Here is a 17,178-nt window from a genome sequence, read left to right as displayed (position 1 = left end):
GTCACAGCTCCGCGTCGAGCTCCTCCGCCCGGGCCGGGCGGATCGTGAGGCGGGCGGTGAACGGGGCCAGCACGCAGTCGAGTTCGACGGGACGGTCGGGTGTCGGGGAGAGCGTCGGGCAGGTGCCGAGCCAGGCGTGGACGGCGGAGACGGCGGCGGACGGGTCGATGCGGTGGATGCGGCCGGCGGAGCGGCCGGGGGCGAGTCGGACGGTGAGGGTGCCGCGTCGGCGGTGGCGCAGGACGATGCGGTCGGCGGACAGCACGGCGGCGGCGGTGAGGCAGGCGGGGAGTTCGGCGAGGACGTGGGCGGTCCAGCCGGAGACCGTCCAGCGGCCGGAGCCCGGGCGTCGCCACAGGACGGCGGCGCTGCGCACCTGGGCCAGGCCGGCCACCGGGTGCTCGGCGGACAGGTGGTGGATCGGCAGGTCGGTGGCGGCGGGGAACCGTTCCACCCGGACCCGCTGCCCGTCCACCTCGGCGCGCACCGCGAGCGCCGGCGCGGCGGACCGGGGCACCGAGGGCACGGGGAGCGGCTGGGCCGGCACGGCCCGCCGAGGGGGCGTCAGGTCGAGCAGCCGGTACAGCTCGGTGCGCAGCAGGCCGAGGGCCTGCCCGGGCCGGTCGAAGGCGTCGGCGGCGGGGCCGGGAGCGGCCGTGGACGGCGGGAGCCCGCGGACGGTCTCCAGGCCGGTGAAGCGCGGCGCGGCGGCCAGCAGTCGGGCCATCGGGGTGCCGGCGATCAACTCCCGGCTGCCGTCGTAGGCGTTCAGCACCGGGCGGCCGAGCGCGGCCGCGTACAGCGCGGTGGAGCCGTGGTCGGTGATCACCGCGTCGGCGGCGACCAGGACCGCCGCCCAGTCCTGGTGCGGGGAGGGCAGCAGCAGGCCGGCCCGCAGTTCGGGGCGGAACTGCTCGGCGAGGTCGAGGCGGCTGCGTTCACCGACCTCGTTGGGGTGGACCAGCAGCGCGACCCGGTACCGGTCCACCGGCAGGCCGAGCACCAACTCGCCAGGCAGATCAGGTCGTTGGACGAGCAGACTCTCCGGTCCCCAGGTGGATAGCACCGCCAGCAGGGTCCGCTCGCCGAGGTCGAGCGCGGCCCGGTACGCCTCGCGACGGGGGCCGGACTCCAGCATCCGGTCCAGGGTGGGATCGCCGACGACGACCGCGCGGGTGGCCGCCGGCGGGCAGAACTCGGCCAGCCGGGACAGCTGTTCGGCGTGGCCGAGGCCGTGCAGGTCGGCCCAGGGCGCGCCGTCGGAGAGCAGGAACGCCGGGTCGAGGCCGCTCGGCAGCTCGGGCGAACCCTCGTCGTGCAGCGCCTTGTTGAAGCCCGCGCCGTGCGGCAGCAGGGCCCGGGCGCGGCCGGACAGGCTGGCCAGCGCGCCCTTGGGGCTGGTGGTGAGGATCAGGTCGAAGGGCCGGTCGGTGGCCTGTTCGAAGTCGATCACCCGGGCGCCGGAGCGGTCGAGCGCGGCCAGCGCCTCCAGGTCGAAGCGGGAGCCGGGCACCAGGGTGAACCAGCGGGAGATCCGGCCGTCGCCCTCGAACACCGGCAGGACGTCCAGCAGTCGGTGCAGCGCCACCGCCGAGCGGAACGCCAGCAGCACGGAGCGCCGCTGGTCCCCGCCGGTGTCGCGCATGCGCCGATGGTATCCGGGAGGTCGCCGCCCGCCCGCCGGGACACGGCGGCTGACGGGCAGTGGGACACCGGAGAGGGCCGGTGCGAAGGAGTGCTGGAACGCCGGCCGCCGGTCCCCGGCCGACGGATCGGCGGGTACCGGCGGCGGGCGGTGCGAGGTGGTCAGGCCGTGTCGGCGACCTGGATGGCGGCCTCCGTGCCGGAGGCGATCGCGCCGGAGATCCACGCGTGGTACCGCGGCTGGCAGTGGTCGCCGGCGAAGAACAGCCGTCCGTTCACCGGCGTCGCCACGTGCGGGCCGAGGCTGAGCAGTTGGCCGGGCGTCTCGATGACGGCTTCGCCGAGCGCCCAGCGGTTGCGCAGCCAGGACTGCGAGACGTGCCGGTCGGTGACGTAGCGACGGATCCTCTCGCCGTACAGGCCGGTCAGGTGCTCCAGGGCCTCGGTGTGCCGGTCGGCGGGGGTGAGGGCGTCGAAGCGCAGCGCGTCCTCCGCCCAGTTGTAGGCGGCCAGCACGACGCCGCCGGGCGCGCCGCCGTCGCTGGGGTGGGAGGGGAAGTAGACGAACCGGCTGGCCTCGTCGGAGACGCAGCCGCCGCCGACCGCGGCCACCGCGTCGCCGTGCGGGGCGGGCCGGTAGTCGCTGCCGAGCTTCTCGTGCCAGGTGGCCTCGTCCCACTCCCACCAGCGTTCGGTGAACTCCAGCAGTACCTTGTGCGCGGTGTCGTGCTTGAGCTCGTTGATCGCCCGGCGCTTGCCGTAGGGGAGCAGCGGCTCGAAGTCGACGTGCCGCAGCGCCGCGAACGGCACCGCCAGCACCACCATGTCGGCCCGGTACTCGCGGGCCTGGCCGCCGATCGCGCCGTCGCAGGCCTCGTCCTCCGGGCCGGTCTCCGGCTCGGAGGTGACCGTCACGCCGTCGTCGTCCGTGCGGACCCGGGTGACGACCTGGCCGCGCTCGATCGGCAGGTCGGCGGCCAGGGCCTCGGTGAGCGCGTCGGTGCCCGCATTGAACTCGAAGTAGGTGACGGACGGGTTGATGTCGCCGGCGTCGAACACCGAGTGCAGGAAGCCGTAGGACAGTCGGCTGGTCAGGTTCTCCAGCGTGCCGACGGCCTGGATCTGGGCGTCGCTCCAGCCCTCGCCCTCCTGCAGGTAGCGCAGCAGCGAGTAGCCGTCCATGTCGTACAGCAGGTCGGCCATGCCGGTGACCCGGTCGGCGATCGGCTTGTCCGTCCAGCTGCCGTCGGGGTTCTTCGTCATGGTGTAGGCGCGGGCGGTGTCGAGCGCCTTGTCGAAGGCCGCGGCGGTGGTCTGGCCGCTGTCCCAGCCGAAACTCTTGTTGATCGGGCCCGGGTCGGCGTTGTAGTCGGCCTTGCTGACGGTCTGCCCGTTGACGTGCACGAAGCGGTTGCCGAGCCCCTTCGGCGCGACGTACACGGGGGCCTCGCCGCTGGCGAACTCCTCGCCCGTCCACGACTTGTAGACCACGCGGGAGTCGTGCGAGACCTGGTCCGGCACCGGCGGGAGGTCCACCAGGTCGAACGGGCGGCGCGGCACCTTCAGGTGGTCGGCGAGCGCGAGGGTCAGCACGTGGCTGGACGGGATGCGCATCGCGCCGGCCTCGGCGTGCAGCCGGGGGTCCTGCCAGACGTCGCCGCGGAAGGTCTTCACCCGGCCGCCGACCCGGCTGCGGTTTGCCTCCAGCACCCGCACCCTGTGCCCGGCCGCCTGCAGCAGCCGGGCGCACACCATGCCGGCCACGCCCGCGCCGACCACCAGGACGTCGCGCGTCTCGGTCTTCTTGAGGCGCTGACGGCCCGTCAGCAGCTTGAGGTAGTCGAGCGTCAGGTCGTTGTGGTCGGCGTCGGTCAGCAGGATCCGGCGCGCCATGATCAGCGCCGCCGCCTTCCGCGCCGGGTCCGGCGGAGCCGCGCCCGCCGCACGAGAGGAGCCGGCCACCGGGCCGGCCAGGGTGGCGGCCGTCACCGCGCCGCCGGAGGCAAAGAGCAGTCCGCGTCGAGAGATCACCGGCTCAGCCTGGCAGCGCCGCACACCCCGAGATGTGCGCTCCGCCCATCGAGTCCCATTGATCACTCGCACGGGGGGCGCTCGCCGCACCCGCCGGCGCTACCGCTCCCGACACGTGCGCCCGGCGCTCGGTCGGCGGACCCGGCAGGCCGGTCGGGGGGCGGAGTCGGGCGGTCGGGACGGGTTCCGTCGGGACAGCGGGCGGTTAAGGTATTCCACGAAACATTGGAGAATAGAGGAGAGCCGTGAAGTCCGAGACCAGCGCCGGCGTCGCCGCGCCGCCACCCGCCGAACTCGCTGCCGACCCCGCCGTTCAGCGGCACATCCTGGGCGTGCTGGTCACCTCCCAGATCCTCAGCGGAGCGGGGCTGGCCGCCGGGATCACCGTCGGGGCGCTGCTCGCCCAGGACATGCTGGGCAGCACCGGACTGGCCGGGCTGCCCAGCGCGCTGTTCACCGCCGGCAGCGCGCTCGCCGCGATCGTGGTGAGCCGAATATCCGCCGCCCGCGGCCGCCGCCCCGGACTGGCCGTCGGGTACGCCACCGGCGCCGTCGGCAGCGTCGGCGTGATCGCCGCCGCCGCGCTCGACAGCCCCGTCCTGCTGTTCCTCGCCCTGTTCGTCTACGGCGCAGGCACCGCCACCAACCTGCAGGCCCGCTACGCCGGGGCCGACCTCGCCGCCCCCGGCCACCGGGCCCGGGCGATCTCCACCGTGCTGGTCGCCACCACCCTCGGCGGCGTCCTCGGCCCCAACCTGGCCGCCCCCACCGGCGCCCTCGCGCACGCCGTCCACCTGCCGCGCCTCGCCGGACCGTTCCTGCTGGCCGGTCTGGCCTACGCCGCCGCCGCGGTCGTCCTCGCCACCCGGCTGCACCCCGACCCGCTGCTGCTCGCCCGCGCCGCCGCGGCCCCGACGGAGCAGGCCCCGGCCGACGACCCTGCGGCCGACCCCGCGGCCGCCGCCGCGTCGACCGCCCGCACCCGCAACCGCGTCCTGCTCGGCGCCCAGGTGATGGTGGTCACCCAGGTGGTCATGGTCGGCGTGATGACCATGACGCCCGTCCACATGCACGACGCCGGACAGGGCACCGCCGCATCCGGGCTCGTCATCGCCCTGCACGTCGCCGCGATGTACCTGCCCTCCCCGCTCACCGGACGCCTGGTCGACCGGCACGGTCCGCTCGCCGTCGGCGCCGCCGCCGGACTCACCCTGCTCGCGGCCGGCCTGCTCGCCGCCGCCGCCCCCGCGCACTCCGTCCCGCTGCTCGCCCTCGCGCTCGTCCTGCTCGGCCTCGGCTGGAACTTCGGCCTGGTCTCCGGCACCGCGATCCTCACCGACGCCGTCCCGCTCGCCACCCGCGCCAAGACCCAGGGCGGCGTCGACGTCGCCATCGCCATCGCCGGCGCCACCGGCGGCCTCGCCTCCGGCGCCGTCGTCGACCTGGCGGGCTACCCCGTCCTCGCGCTCGGCGGCGGACTGCTCGCCCTGCTGCTCCTCCCCGCCCTCGCCACCGCGGCCGCCCGGGGCCGGCGATGACGGACCGCCAGGAACCCGCGATCACCTTCGACGGCCGCGGACTGCTCTGCGTCACCCTGCTGCTGCGCCTGCGCGCCGCCATCGCGGACGCCCCCGCCGGCACCCTGGTGCAAGTCCGCGCCACCGACCCCGCCGCCCCGCTCGACCTCCCCGCCTGGTGCCACCTCACCGGCCACCACTACCTGGGCCCCGTCGCCGACGACACCGACGACACCTACGCGCTGCGCCTGACCGCCGACCCGGCCCCGACCCGCGCCGACGCCCCGTGGCACCGCCCGGCGGGCTGACCGCCACCGCCGTCGGGAGCACCTCGAACGGGGATATAGGCTGGTCGGGCAGCGGTTCGCCCCCGTCCGAGCCAGGGCGGGCGCGTCGCAAGAGGGAACCTGGTGCGAGTCCAGGACTGCCTCGCAGCGGTGAGCGGGAACGACCGCCGTCACACGCACTGGGCCCGACCGGCCCGGGAAGCGACGGCCAGTAGACAGGCCCTCCACGGGAGATGCCCGCGAGTCCGAAGACCTGCCGCCGCCCGCAGCGCCCACCGGCGCCGCGGACCGTCCGAGCCGCAACTCGCGAAGGAGAGTTCCCGTGGCAGACCAGACCGTCGTAGCCGTGACGGCCGCCGCCAAGCCCGTCCAGGCGTCCCAGGTCACCCTCGCGCACATCATGAGCGAGCACGACACCAACCTCTACGGCACCATCCACGGCGGCGTGGTGATGAAGCTCATCGACGACGCCGCGGGTGCGGCCGCCGCCCGGCACGCCGAAGGCCCGGCCGTCACCGCCGCGGTGGACAGCATGGCCTTCCTGGCCCCCGTCCGGGCCGGCGACCTGCTCACCGCGCACGCCGAACTCGAACGGGCCGGCCGCACCTCGATGACCGTCCACGTCACCGTCACCGCCGAACGCTGGAACGCCGCCGGCCCCGTCACCCGGGTCGCCACCGGCCGGCTCACCTTCGTCGCCATCGACGCCGAGAGCCGCCCGCGCCCCGTCCCGGCGCTGCTCGCCGCGGAGCCCGCCGAGGTCGCCTGACGCGCCGTCACTGCACTGACGCGAGCGCCGTCACTGCACTGACGCGAGCGCCGTCACCTCCCGTGCCCGGAACGCCGTCCCCACCTGGCGTTCCGGGCACACGGCTGTCCCGATCGCCACGTGATCACTGTCACGCCGGGACGAATCGGGTGATTGCGGACGGCGTGTGATCGACATGTTCCGTTCAAGCTCCGATTACCCCACCATGGCAGCGTGTGCCCGCCTACGCGCGTAGCGCACCCCATGGTTCTCGTGGTCCAAGGAGATTGACAGATGATCAGAACGTGGAAGGCCGCCCGCCCGCTGGCCCTCGCCGCCGCCGCGCTGGTGGCCGCAGCGGGTGCGAGCGCCGTCCCGCAGCACGCCACCGCCGCCACCCCCAAGACCGCCGCCGCGGCCGCCACCGCCACCCCGAAGCGGGTGCTGTTCGACAACACCAAGGCGGAGACCGCGGGCAACGCGGACTGGATCATCTCCACCAGCCAGCCCGACCCGCTGGCGCAGAACGCCAACCCGACCACCGAGACCAGCTGGACCGGCGCCCTCTCGGCCTGGGGCGTGGCCCTGCAGAAGACCGGCAACTACAGCCTGAAGACGCTGCCCGCCGGCAACACCATCACCTACGGCACCGGCGGCGCGCTCGACCTCGCCAACTTCGACGAGTTCGTGATCCCCGAGCCCAACATCCGCCTCAGCGCGGCCGAGAAGACCGCCGTGATGACGTTCGTCCAGAACGGCGGCGGCCTGTTCCTGATCTCCGACCACACCCAGAGCGACCGCAACAACGACGGCTGGGACTCCCCGGCCATCATCAACGACCTGCTGACCAGCAACGGCGTCAACAACAACGACCCGTTCGGTTTCTCCGTCGACCTGCTGAACATCACCACCGACAACCCGCGGGCGATCTCCTCCACCTCCGACCCGGTGATCAACGGGCCGTTCGGCACCGTCACCGGCTCGATCATCCGCAACGGCACCACCTTCACCCTCAAGCCGGCCGACAACCCGAACGTCAAGGGCCTGGTCTACCGCACCGGTTACAGCGGCAACACCGGCGCGGCGTTCGCCACCTCCACCTTCGGCAAGGGCCGGGTGGCGATCTGGGGCGACTCCTCCCCGATCGACGACGGCACCGGCCAGAGCGGCAACACCCTGTACAACGGCTGGAACGACCCGGCCGGCACCGACGCCGCGCTCGCCCTCAACGCCACCGCGTGGCTCGCCCAGGGCAGCGGCTCCACCGGCAACACCGGCTCGGTCACCCTCACCAACCCGGGCGCCCGCACCGCGACCGTCGGCACCGCGACCAGCCTCCAGCTGTCCGCCACCGACACCGCCGGCGGCACCCTCGGCTACGCGGCCACCGGCCTGCCCGCCGGACTGACCGTCAACCCGGCCACCGGCCTGATCAGCGGTACGCCCACCACCGCCGGCACCTCCACGGTGACCGTCACCGCGGCCGACTCCACCGGGCCGTCCGCCACTGCCACCTTCACCTGGACGGTCGCCGCGAGCGGCGGCACCACCTGCACTCCCGCCCAGCTGATCACCAACCCGGGCTTCGAGACCGGCTCCACCTCCGGCTGGACCGAGACCAACAGCGGCGGCGCCAGCACCATCAACAGCAGCACCAGTGAGCCCGCCCACAGCGGCACCTACGACGTCTGGCTGGACGGCTACGGCGCCACCAACACCGACACCCTCGCCCAGACCGTCACCCTGCCGACCGGCTGCTCCAACTACAACCTGAGCTTCTGGCTGCACATCGACAGCGCCTCCTCCACCACCACCGTCTTCGACACCCTCACCGTCGCGGCCAACGGCACCACCCTGGCCACCTACTCCAACGTCAACGCCGCCGCCGGCTACCAGCAGCGCACCTTCAACCTCGCCGCCTACGCCGGCCAGACCGTCACCCTGAAGTTCACCGGCGCCGAGGACTACACCAAGCAGACCTCCTTCGTCCTCGACGACATCACCCTCAACGTCTCCTGACCCCCCACCAGCCCCCCGGGCCGGCCCCACCCGGCCCGGGGCCGGTTCAGCCCGCGCCGCCCAGTCGGACCGCCTCCAGGTACGACGGGTGCCGGTCGCCGAGAGCGGCGGCGAGGGCGGCCAGGACCTCGCCGACCTCCGTCGCGGACCCGGTGGCGAGGGCGGAGAGGTGACGGAGCAGGAGGACGTCGGGGTGGTCGAGGCCCAGGCCGTCCGCCGCGGCGGCGAGGGCGGGCGCGACGAGTGCGGCGACCCGGTCGGGGCGGCCGTCGGCGTGGGCCGTCCGCGCCAGCACGGTGCAGGCCTGGACAGCGGTCGGGCCGCCCGCCGCTCCCTCGGCCAGCGCGGTCGACCACTCCGCCTCGGCGAGCACGGCAGCCTCCGCGGCCCGGCCGTCGGCGCGCAGGGCGTCGGCCAGGCCGACGGCGACCTGCCGCGTGGTGGGGTGGTCGGCGCCGAAAGCCTTCAACGCGTCCAGGTGAGCCTGCCGGGCGTGCCCGACGGCCTCCGCGGTACGTCCGGCCCGGCGGCAGCTGGCCGCCAGGTTGGACCGGGCCCACAACGTCTCCGGATGCCGCGCCCCCAACAGGTGCGCCCGCCGCGCCAGGACGTCCGCCTCCAGTTCGATCGCCTCCTCGGCGAACCCGGCCCGCGAACGGGCCGCGGCGAGGTTGGCGGTCAGCGTCAGCACCTGCGGATCATCGGGCCCCAACGCGGCCAGCCGCACGGCTCGGACGGGCGCCAGCAGCGCGGCGGCATCCGCGAACCGGCCGGCCTGGAAGGTCACCGCCGCGAGGCTCGCCCGCGCGGCCAGGCTGTCGGGGTGCTCGGGCCCGTGCAGCCGCTCGTGGATCTCCAGCAGCTCGCGCTGGAGCGTCAGCGCCTCGTCGGGACGGCCGAGCTTACCCAGGAAGAAGGCGATGTTGGACCGTACGGTGAGGGTCTTCCGCGCCTCGGCGCCGATCCGTGCGGCGAGTTCCGCCGCGACCTCGCGCATCAGCTCCAGCGCGTCGGCGACCCGACCGGCCTCGTCCAGCGCGAGGGCGTACTGCAGCCGGTAGTTCGAACGGTTTGCCGGCTCCATTTCGAGCGCGTCGGCCCGCGCGACCACCGCGGCGAGCTCGGTCAGCGTCTCGGCGGCCTGCCCGGCCGACCCCAGCGCCCGTGCCCGGTGGCAGCGGCTGTCCAGGACGAACCGGTGGTCGGGGCCGTGCAGTTCGGCGGCGAGTTCGGCGTTCAGGCCGTGCAGTTCCGCGGCCGCCGCCCAGTCGCCACGCGCGGACAGACTGTGCGCCAGGTTGTTGCGGGCCAGCCAGGTGTCGGGATGCCCGGGGCCGAGTGCGCGCACCCGCAGGCCCAGGACGTGTCGCTCCAGCTCGACGGCCTCCGGCCGGCGGTCGGCGGCCCACAGGTGCACGGCCTGGTTGAGCACGGCGTCCAGGGTCTGCGGGTGCTCGCGGCCGAGCACCTCCTCGGCGGCGGCGACCACCGACCCGCCGACCTCCAGAGCCTCCGTGAACTCGCCGGCCTGGTGCAGGGCCGCGGCGAGGTTGGCTCCGGCGCCGATGGTGCCCGGGTGCCGCTCGCCGAGCAGCTCGGTGCAGTGCCGCAGGACCTCCCGTCCGAGCGTGATCGCCTCGGCGGTGCGGCCGATCCCGCTCAGCGCGACCGCCAGGTTGCTCCGGGCCAGCAGGGTGGCCGGTGCGAGCGGCCCGTGCACCCGGGCGGTGGCCTCCGCGATCGCCTCGGTCACCATCGCCGCCTGCCCCAACCGCCCGGCCGCGTGCAGCGCCGCGCCGAAGTTGACGGCCGCCGTGAGACTCTCCGGATGGTCCTCGCTGTAGCGCCTGATCGTGGCGTCCAGAGTCGCGGCGGCCGTCTCCATCGCTCGGTCGAGTCGGCCCGCCTGGACCAGCGCCTTGCCCAGGTCGCTGCGGGCGGTCAGCACCTGCGGATGGTCAGGGCCGAACGCCGCCTCGACATCGGCCAGCAGCCGCTCGTGCTCGGCGAGCGACTCGTCCGCCAGGCCCGCCTCGTACAGTGCCCGGGCCAGCCCGGTGCGCAGCATCAGCACCAGCTGATCGGTCGGCCCACCGAGCGTCGCGGCGTGCTCCACCAGGCCCCGGGCCTGATCGAGGGCGTCCTCGTGCCGGCCGAGCTTCGACAGCAGGGACGTCCGGTTCGACCGGGCTGTCAGCGCGGCCGGATGGTTCGGGCCGAGTGCGTCGGCCGCGTCCGCGGCGACGGCCCGCAGCGCCTCGACGGCCTCCTCGGTGCGCCCGCAGCCGTGCAACGCGAGCGCCTCGTTGTTGCGGCTGTTCAGCGTGCTCGGGTGGTTCGGCCCGAGGGCGGTGGTCTGGGCGGCCCGGACGGCCGAACTCTCGGTCAGGCAGTCGAGCATCCGACCGGTGCGGGACCACATGAACGCCAGGCTCTGACGTGAGGTCAGGGTGTGCGGATGGGTGGCGCCCAGCAGTTCCGACCGCAGCCGCACCACCTCCGCGACCTCCGCCGCCGCCTCCGCGTCCCGGCCCTGCGCCGACCGGATCAGCGCGAGGTTGTGACGTGCTGTCAGCGCCTGCGGATGCTCCGCGCCGCGCTGCGCCACGACCGCGTCGCGCGTCTCGCACAGCATCCGCTCGGCTTCGTCGAGGCGGTTTTCGAGCCGGCGCGACGCGGCGAGGTCGGCGAGGGCGGCCAGGGTCGCCGGATGCGTCGCCCCCAGTTGAGCAGTACGCGCCCGAAGGACGTGCTCCTGCAGCGGCACCGCCTCGACGTGGCGCCCCGCCGCGACCAGTGCGGTGGCGAGGGTGGCGGCGCAGTCCAGCGCCGCCGGATGCAGGTGGCCGACGGCGACGCCGTCGGTACCGGTGTCGGCGACGGCGTCCGCGTGGGCTGCGGCAGCAACCGTGACCGCGTCGGCCGGACGGCCGAGCGCGACCAGCGCGAGGGCGGAGACGGTCCTCGCCTCCAGCTGCAGCTGATGCCGGCCGCCGACCGCGGCGGACAGCGCCTCGGCGGCGCAGGTCGCCTGCGCCAGGCTCTCCTCGTACCGGCCGCAGCCGAACGCGGCGCCCGCCACGGCGGTCCGGGCGATGGCGACCACCGGGTGGTCGGCGCCGTGCAGGTGCTCGCGGCGCTTCAGCAGCCTGGACGCCGCGACGTGGGCGGCGCGGGCATCACCGGTCAGCGTGAACCGGGTGATCAGCACCGACTGCTCGACCTGCAGCTCGCCCTCCGCGGACCGCAGTGCGGGAGCGCCCGCCTGGTCCAGGACCGCCTGCTCGTGCGCGGCGGCCGCCTCCGGGCGTCCGTTCAGCTGCTCCACCTCGGCCGCCGCCAACCGGGCCGCCAACGCGACCTTGTGGGCCGGGCCGAGGGCAGCCGCCGCCGCGTCGACCAGCTCGGCCGAAAGCTCGGCGGCAGCACCGTACTGCCCGGTCGCGGCCACTGCCCGGACGGCGATCAGCCGGGCCTGCAGATGGGCCTCCGAAGCGGGGCCCGCGGTACGCAGTGCACGCTCGGCGGCCGCCTCGGCGAGGGCCAGGCCCTCTTCCGGCCGGCCGACGGCGATCACCGTCTCGGCCTGCCAGTAACAGGCCTCGACCGTGTCCGGCGCGTCCGGCCCGAGTACGTCCCCACAGGCGGCGGTGTGTTCCTTCCACAGCTGCTCCGCCTCGCGGAGCAGACCTGCGGAGGCCATGCTGCGGGCCAAGCGGGTGAGCAACGCGGGGCCGTCCGGGACCTCGTACAGCCGGTTGCCGAAGTGACGCCGCAGGGCGCCCGCGTTGGCCCGCAGAACCTCCTCCAAGTCGGGTTCCGTGTAGTCGAATTCGGGCCACGGGCCGACCACGGAGGTGGCTGCGCAGGCGAGCTGCGCGGCCCGCAGCTGCGGAGGCGTGGTCTCCCGGGAGGCCCACGCGGTCAGTGCGGGCAGCTGGACCGCCCGGGGCTCGGCCGCCCGGTCGTGGGTGAGCAGTCCGTACTCGTGCAGCCTCCGCACGGCCATCATGCCGACCCCCTGCCCGCTCACCCCGCCGAAGTCCTCGGCGCCCTGGCCGAGCAACAACTCCCGCACCGGCGCCGCCCGCCACCACCGCTCCGGATGCCCGGTCGGCTCGAAGCAGCCGGCCAGCCGCATCGCCGGTCCGGCCGCGCCGGTCCGGCCGCGCCGGTCGGCCGGCGCCGACCGGCCGCGTCCAGCGAGAGCAGCAGCGCGGCGGTCACCGCAGGGGCGCCACTGGTCGGGTCCGGGGGCAGCATGTCGTCCAGGCCGGCGGCGCGTTGCCGCAGCCGATCGAGGTAAGCGGCGACCGGCTCGCCCTCCTCGGCCAGCGCCGTCGCCGCACATCCGAGCGCCAGCGGCAGGTGCTCCAGCTCCGCGGCGAGCTCGGCCAGCGCGCCGCCGTGCTCCTCGCCCGCCGGGTCCTGGTGCTCCGAGGCCGCCAGCCGCCCGCGCAGGAACGTCAGCGACTCCGCCGGGGTGAACGGCTCGACCTTGACGACGGCGCCCACCTTCGACCTGGTGGAGGACCCGCGCAGCCGGGTGGTGATCACGACTCGACGGTCGTCGGCGGTGCTGTGCGGCAGGAGGTGGGCGAGCAGCGCCGGATCGGACAGGTTGTCCAGCACCACCAGCGCAGACGGGCCCGGGGTGCGGAACCACTCCAGGAACGCCTCGGAGTCCGCCTCCAGGCCGGTCGGCTTCCGCCGGGGCAGCACCTTCCACGCGGCATGCGCGAACGAGGTGGCGAGTGACGTCCCGTCGGTGGCGTCCGCCCACAACACCAGCAGGGCCGTCCCGTCGGCCGTGGCCCGGAGCGCGTGCGCCGCCGCCACGTGCGATTTGCCGACCCCGCCCGGCCCGCTGAGCAGCACCGAACGGTGTGCGGTCAGGGCCTTCGCCAACTCCTTCCCGACCTCGTCGCGGGACAGGGCGAACGGCTCCGGCGTGGGCGGCCGGCCGATCGCCAGTGGCCACTCGACCGGGCCCGGTGCCGCCTCCTGGAGGGTGTAGTTGAGGTCTCCTCGTAGTTCACCCACCGCCACGCTGCGGTCGGCGGCGACAATCACTTGCCCCGAAGCCGGGGGCGGCGGAGTGCCGCCCTGCGGTTCCGGCCGGTTCGCGGTGGGCGGCGCTGCCGGGCCGGAACGCGGCGTCCGCACGGCGGTGGCGGGCTGCGGTGCCGGTGGGGTGGTCCCGGGGCGTACTTGCGGCGGAGCGGTGCCGAGTCGAGCCGCCAGCGCCGTCAACTCCTGGGCGAACTCCGGGTCCTGCGCGACGGCGTTCTTCAGCGCGATCACCAGCCGCATCCGGGTGCCGTTCGGGAGCGGTTCCGCTCCGGCAGCGTCCTGCACGGCCCGCTCCCACGCGGGAGCCCCGTCGAGGCGGCCGTGAACCAGTTCGTGCAGACGGGACGCCGCCTCGCTCGGACCGGGGTCGACGACGCCCGACATCCGTGCGACCACATACCCGACCACCAGCTCGATGTCCGCCACCGGACCACCCCCCGAAGCGTCCTGACAGTGGGTCAGACAGTAGCGGGGCCGGGATCGCCGCCGGGCCGGAACGGCGGATTCCCCGGAGGGGCTCCACCATGCGGGGAACGGCGCGGCACCGGGCGCGAGGAGACCTGGCCGCGGTGGCTCGGCCGCCCCGCGACCCCAGCTGCTCCCCGGCGGCCACGGGAGCTCCCAACCGCCCACCGCGCAACGCGAGTTGAATGCCGTCAGGGCTGCCCGGGCCCCGCCTGGCGCTCGAACGCCTGACAAGGCCGGCAGGATGGCCGATATCACGGTGGAGCCGACCGATCGGGGGTACGGTCTGCTGCACGTGGTCGGGTCCGCTTCGAGGGGGTTTCGTGGTTCCGGGTGTGGAGATCGCGGTGGGGTACGTGTTCGCGTGGGCAGTGCGCAAGGCGCGGCTGGTCGCGGGCCGGGCGGACGGCGAGGTCGACCGCGTGCTGGAGACCGGGATGGACCGCGTCCACGACCTGGTGACCACCAAGCTCGGACAGGATCCGGCTCTGACCAAAGCCGTCGCGGAGGCCGGGGCCGAGACCGCAGTCCTCTCCGCCAACACCCGGCAGTGGCTCGCACTGAGCCTCAACGACAGGGCGGAGCAGGATCCGCAGTTCGCCGCTGCGCTCCTCGCGGCCGTGCAGGCAGTGCAGAACGCCGAGCGTTCCGCCGGCGTGTCGGCGAGCGGCGACGGCATCGCGGTCGGCGGCCCCGTGACCATCAACGCGACGGGCGCCGGGTCGGTCGCGGCCATGCGCATCGACGGACCGGTGACTGTCGGAGTGCCCGCTCCCACCCCGCCGCCGGGCAAGGCCCAGGACTGACAGCGAGCGTGTGTGGTGCCCTTCGCCGGCCGGTCCGACCCATGGGGCGACCGACGCGCACGTTGCGTCGCCCGCGCTCGGGACAGCTCGGGGTGCCGGAAGATCATTCGGCCGGTGAGCGGAAAGACCACACGCGCGGGGTCCGGTTGGTCATGCGGTTGGTCGTGCGACTGCCGAAGAACGCGAAAGGCCCCAGCTGAGCTGGGGCCTTTCGATGGTGTCCGAGGGGGGACTTGAACCCCCACGCCCGATAAAGGGCACTAGCACCTCAAGCTAGCGCGTCTGCCATTCCGCCACCCGGACGGGGTGTTGTCTTTGCGGGGTGTTCCCCCGCGCTGACATGGACAACAGTAGCAAAGATCGCCTGGTAGACCCAAAACCGGGGGCGGCGGGGTGGTTCGGGGCTTCGAAACCGGGAAGTGCGGACGGGTGCGCCCTTGGGGCCGGGCGGGTGCTGGGGGAGGATGGCGGAATGGCGCCCGCGGCTCCCGGCCGGGTCGGGGCGGCGCGGGCCGCAGCCGCGCCGGGCGGGCCGAGACTAGGTGGGAGCGATGAGTGTGGGCAGCGAGCGCGCGGTGACGGCCGAGTCGGAGGTCGCCGAGATCTGCCGTGACCTGATTCGGATCGACACCAGCAACTACGGTGACGGGTCGGGCCCGGGGGAGCGGAAGGCGGCCGAGTACGTCGCCGAGCAGCTCGCCGAGTTCGGGCTGGAACCGCAGATCTTCGAGTCGGCGAAGGGCCGGGCCTCCACCGTGGTCCGGATCGAGGGCGAGGACCGCTCCCGGCCCGGCCTGCTGATCCACGGCCACACCGACGTGGTGCCGGCCAACGCCGACGACTGGACGGTGCACCCGTTCTCCGGCGAGATCACCGACGGCTGCGTGTGGGGCCGCGGCGCGGTCGACATGAAGGACATGGACGCGATGACCCTCGCGGTGGTCCGCGACCGGCTGCGCACCGGCCGCAAGCCCCCGCGCGACCTGGTGCTGGCGTTCCTCGCCGACGAGGAGGCCGGCGGCACCTACGGCGCCCGGTTCCTGGTGGACCGTCACCCCGAGCTGTTCGAGGGCGTCACCGAGGCGATCGGCGAGGTCGGCGGCTTCTCCTTCACCGTCAACGACCAGGCCCGGCTGTACCTGATCGAGACGGCGGAGAAGGGCATGCACTGGATGCGCCTGACCGTCGAGGGCCGGGCCGGCCACGGCTCGATGGAGAACAACGACAACGCGATCACCGAACTGTGCGAGGCGGTGGCCCGGCTCGGCCGGCACCAGTTCCCGCTGCGGATCACCAAGACCGTCCGGGCGTTCCTGGACGAGCTCTCCGACGCCCTCGGCGTCCGGCTCGACCCGGAGGACATGGACGAGACGCTCCGGGTGCTCGGCGGCATCGCCAAGATGATCGGCACCACCCTGCGCAACACCGCCCAGCCCACCATGCTCGGCGCCGGCTACAAGGTGAACGTGATCCCCGGCCAGGCCACCGCGCACGTGGACGGCCGCTTCCTGCCCGGCTACGAGGAGGAGTTCCTGGCCGAGCTGGACAGCGTGCTCGGCCCCCGCGTGAAGCGGGAGAGCCTGCACTACGACAAGGCGCTGGAGACCAGCTTCGACGGCCCGCTGGTCGAGGCCATGCAGACCGCGCTGCGCGCCGAGGACCCGATCGCCCGGGCCGTCCCGTACTGCCTGTCCGGCGGCACCGACGCGAAGTCCTTCCAGGACCTGGGCATCCGCTGCTTCGGCTTCGCACCGCTCCAGCTGCCGCCCGAGCTGGACTTCGCCGGCATGTTCCACGGCGTGGACGAGCGGGTGCCGGTGGACGGCCTGCAGTTCGGCGTCCGGGTGCTGGACCGGTTCATCGACCTGGCCTGAGACCGGCTCACCCGTGATCCGAGAGGAAATCCGCACATCCGGGAAATATGAGAAGCAGTCGAGCGTGAGAGATGCCGATCAGCTGTTCGCTTGATCACTTCAACGGGTGAATGTCGGCCCGGCCCCGCAACCCGGGCGCCGGGCCTTCGTTCATCCGTGTGCAGCCCGGGGGAACGGGCTGGAATCGACCAGGAGGAACAGAACAGATGAAGGCCAAGAAGATCGCTGCCGTCGCCGCCGCCACCGGTGGTCTGCTGCTCGCCGGCGCGGGTGTCGCCTCGGCGCACGGCGGCGCGCAGGCGGAGGGCGCTGCGGTCGGCTCCCCGGGCGTGCTCTCCGGCAACCTGATCCAGATCCCGGTGCACGTCCCCGTCAACGTGTGCGGCAACACGATCAGCGTGATCGGCCTGCTCAACCCGGCGTTCGGCAACCACTGCGCGAACTTCTGACGGATTCCCTGAATTCGGACCCCCGTACGACCTCCGGGTCGGGCGGGGGTTTTCGCATGTCCGGCGAAAATCGGTGGGGCGCACCTGTGGGCTTTCTCGTCCGGGTGAACGTCGTGGTTCCCGGCATAGGGCAGACCTCACCCGATCGGATGAACTGACTGCAACCGGCTCAACCTTCACCGCCAAGGGTCGTTGAACGTAGTGCTGCCGCAAATGCGGCACGGAATTCCGACTATCGGATCGATGAGCGGTCCCGACTGGCGGA

11 protein-coding genes, 1 tRNA gene and 1 riboswitch are annotated in these 17,178 nt (G+C 73.9%); of the genes, 7 read left to right on the top strand and 5 right to left on the bottom strand.

Annotated elements, in window-relative coordinates; translation table 11 throughout:
- Position 1 precedes the first annotated feature (1 nt).
- Together ACI1MP_RS04620 and ACI1MP_RS04615 are read right to left on the bottom strand one after the other, a co-directional pair.
- Positions 2–1,645: a translation initiation factor 2 gene (locus ACI1MP_RS04620; protein ID WP_404867781.1), complete on the bottom strand. Its 1,644-nt coding sequence runs from the start codon at positions 1,643–1,645 to the stop codon at positions 2–4.
- A 161-nt stretch (positions 1,646–1,806) separates the two neighbouring features.
- Positions 1,807–3,675 (bottom strand): flavin monoamine oxidase family protein, encoded by a 1,869-nt coding sequence (locus tag ACI1MP_RS04615; RefSeq protein WP_404867780.1) that lies wholly within the window; start codon positions 3,673–3,675, stop codon positions 1,807–1,809.
- 245 nt (positions 3,676–3,920) lie between these two features.
- Between ACI1MP_RS04615 and ACI1MP_RS04610 the strand changes: the two genes are divergently transcribed.
- The 4 genes from ACI1MP_RS04610 to ACI1MP_RS04595 all read left to right on the top strand — a co-directional run bounded on the left by ACI1MP_RS04610 (position 3,921) and on the right by ACI1MP_RS04595 (position 8,246).
- The gene (locus ACI1MP_RS04610; RefSeq protein WP_404867779.1) at positions 3,921–5,213 is read left to right on the top strand and encodes an MFS transporter; all 1,293 of its coding nucleotides are present in this window, start codon (positions 3,921–3,923) and stop codon (positions 5,211–5,213) included.
- On the top strand, positions 5,210–5,500 hold the full coding sequence (locus tag ACI1MP_RS04605; RefSeq protein WP_404867778.1) for a sulfurtransferase TusA family protein: 291 nt from the start codon (positions 5,210–5,212) through the stop codon (positions 5,498–5,500). The genes ACI1MP_RS04610 and ACI1MP_RS04605 overlap by 4 nt, the downstream gene beginning before the upstream one ends.
- An 89-nt stretch (positions 5,501–5,589) precedes the next feature.
- Positions 5,590–5,734, top strand: a riboswitch (cobalamin riboswitch).
- A 67-nt stretch (positions 5,735–5,801) separates the two neighbouring features.
- Positions 5,802–6,248 carry an acyl-CoA thioesterase gene (locus ACI1MP_RS04600; RefSeq protein ID WP_380332522.1) on the top strand — a complete coding sequence of 149 codons (447 nt, stop codon included), beginning with the start codon at positions 5,802–5,804 and terminating at the stop codon, positions 6,246–6,248.
- A gap of 273 nt (positions 6,249–6,521) precedes the next feature.
- Positions 6,522–8,246, top strand: coding sequence for a putative Ig domain-containing protein (locus ACI1MP_RS04595; protein WP_404867777.1), 1,725 nt, complete (start codon positions 6,522–6,524; stop codon positions 8,244–8,246).
- A 46-nt stretch (positions 8,247–8,292) separates the two neighbouring features.
- Here ACI1MP_RS04595 and ACI1MP_RS04590 read toward each other — a convergent pair whose 3' ends face one another.
- A complete protein-coding gene (locus tag ACI1MP_RS04590) occupies positions 8,293–12,387 on the bottom strand; it encodes a tetratricopeptide repeat protein (RefSeq protein ID WP_404867776.1) in 4,095 nt (1,364 codons plus the stop codon).
- Entirely contained in the window at positions 12,276–13,745 is a 1,470-nt protein-coding gene (locus ACI1MP_RS04585; RefSeq protein WP_404867775.1) for a hypothetical protein, read from the bottom strand. The genes ACI1MP_RS04590 and ACI1MP_RS04585 overlap by 112 nt, the downstream gene beginning before the upstream one ends.
- A 362-nt stretch (positions 13,746–14,107) precedes the next feature.
- Between ACI1MP_RS04585 and ACI1MP_RS04580 the strand changes: the two genes are divergently transcribed.
- Complete coding sequence (locus ACI1MP_RS04580; protein WP_404867774.1) at positions 14,108–14,590, top strand: hypothetical protein; 483 nt, start codon at positions 14,108–14,110, stop codon at positions 14,588–14,590.
- Positions 14,591–14,805: 215 nt separating this feature from the next.
- Here ACI1MP_RS04580 and ACI1MP_RS04575 read toward each other — a convergent pair.
- Positions 14,806–14,893 (bottom strand) — tRNA-Leu (locus ACI1MP_RS04575).
- A 248-nt stretch (positions 14,894–15,141) separates the two neighbouring features.
- Between ACI1MP_RS04575 and ACI1MP_RS04570 the strand changes: the two genes are divergently transcribed.
- On the top strand, positions 15,142–16,464 hold the full coding sequence (locus ACI1MP_RS04570) for a M20/M25/M40 family metallo-hydrolase (RefSeq protein WP_043911451.1): 1,323 nt from the start codon (positions 15,142–15,144) through the stop codon (positions 16,462–16,464).
- 206 nt (positions 16,465–16,670) lie between these two features.
- Complete coding sequence (locus tag ACI1MP_RS04565; protein ID WP_380332507.1) at positions 16,671–16,913, top strand: chaplin; 243 nt, start codon at positions 16,671–16,673, stop codon at positions 16,911–16,913.
- The last annotated feature ends 265 nt before the right edge of the window (positions 16,914–17,178 follow it).

This window comes from Kitasatospora griseola (genome assembly GCF_044999035.1).
Lineage (GTDB): Bacteria > Actinomycetota > Actinomycetes > Streptomycetales > Streptomycetaceae > Kitasatospora > Kitasatospora griseola.
The sequence above is the reverse complement of the archived record's forward strand: the minus strand, read 5'-3'. Positions and strand labels throughout refer to the sequence as shown.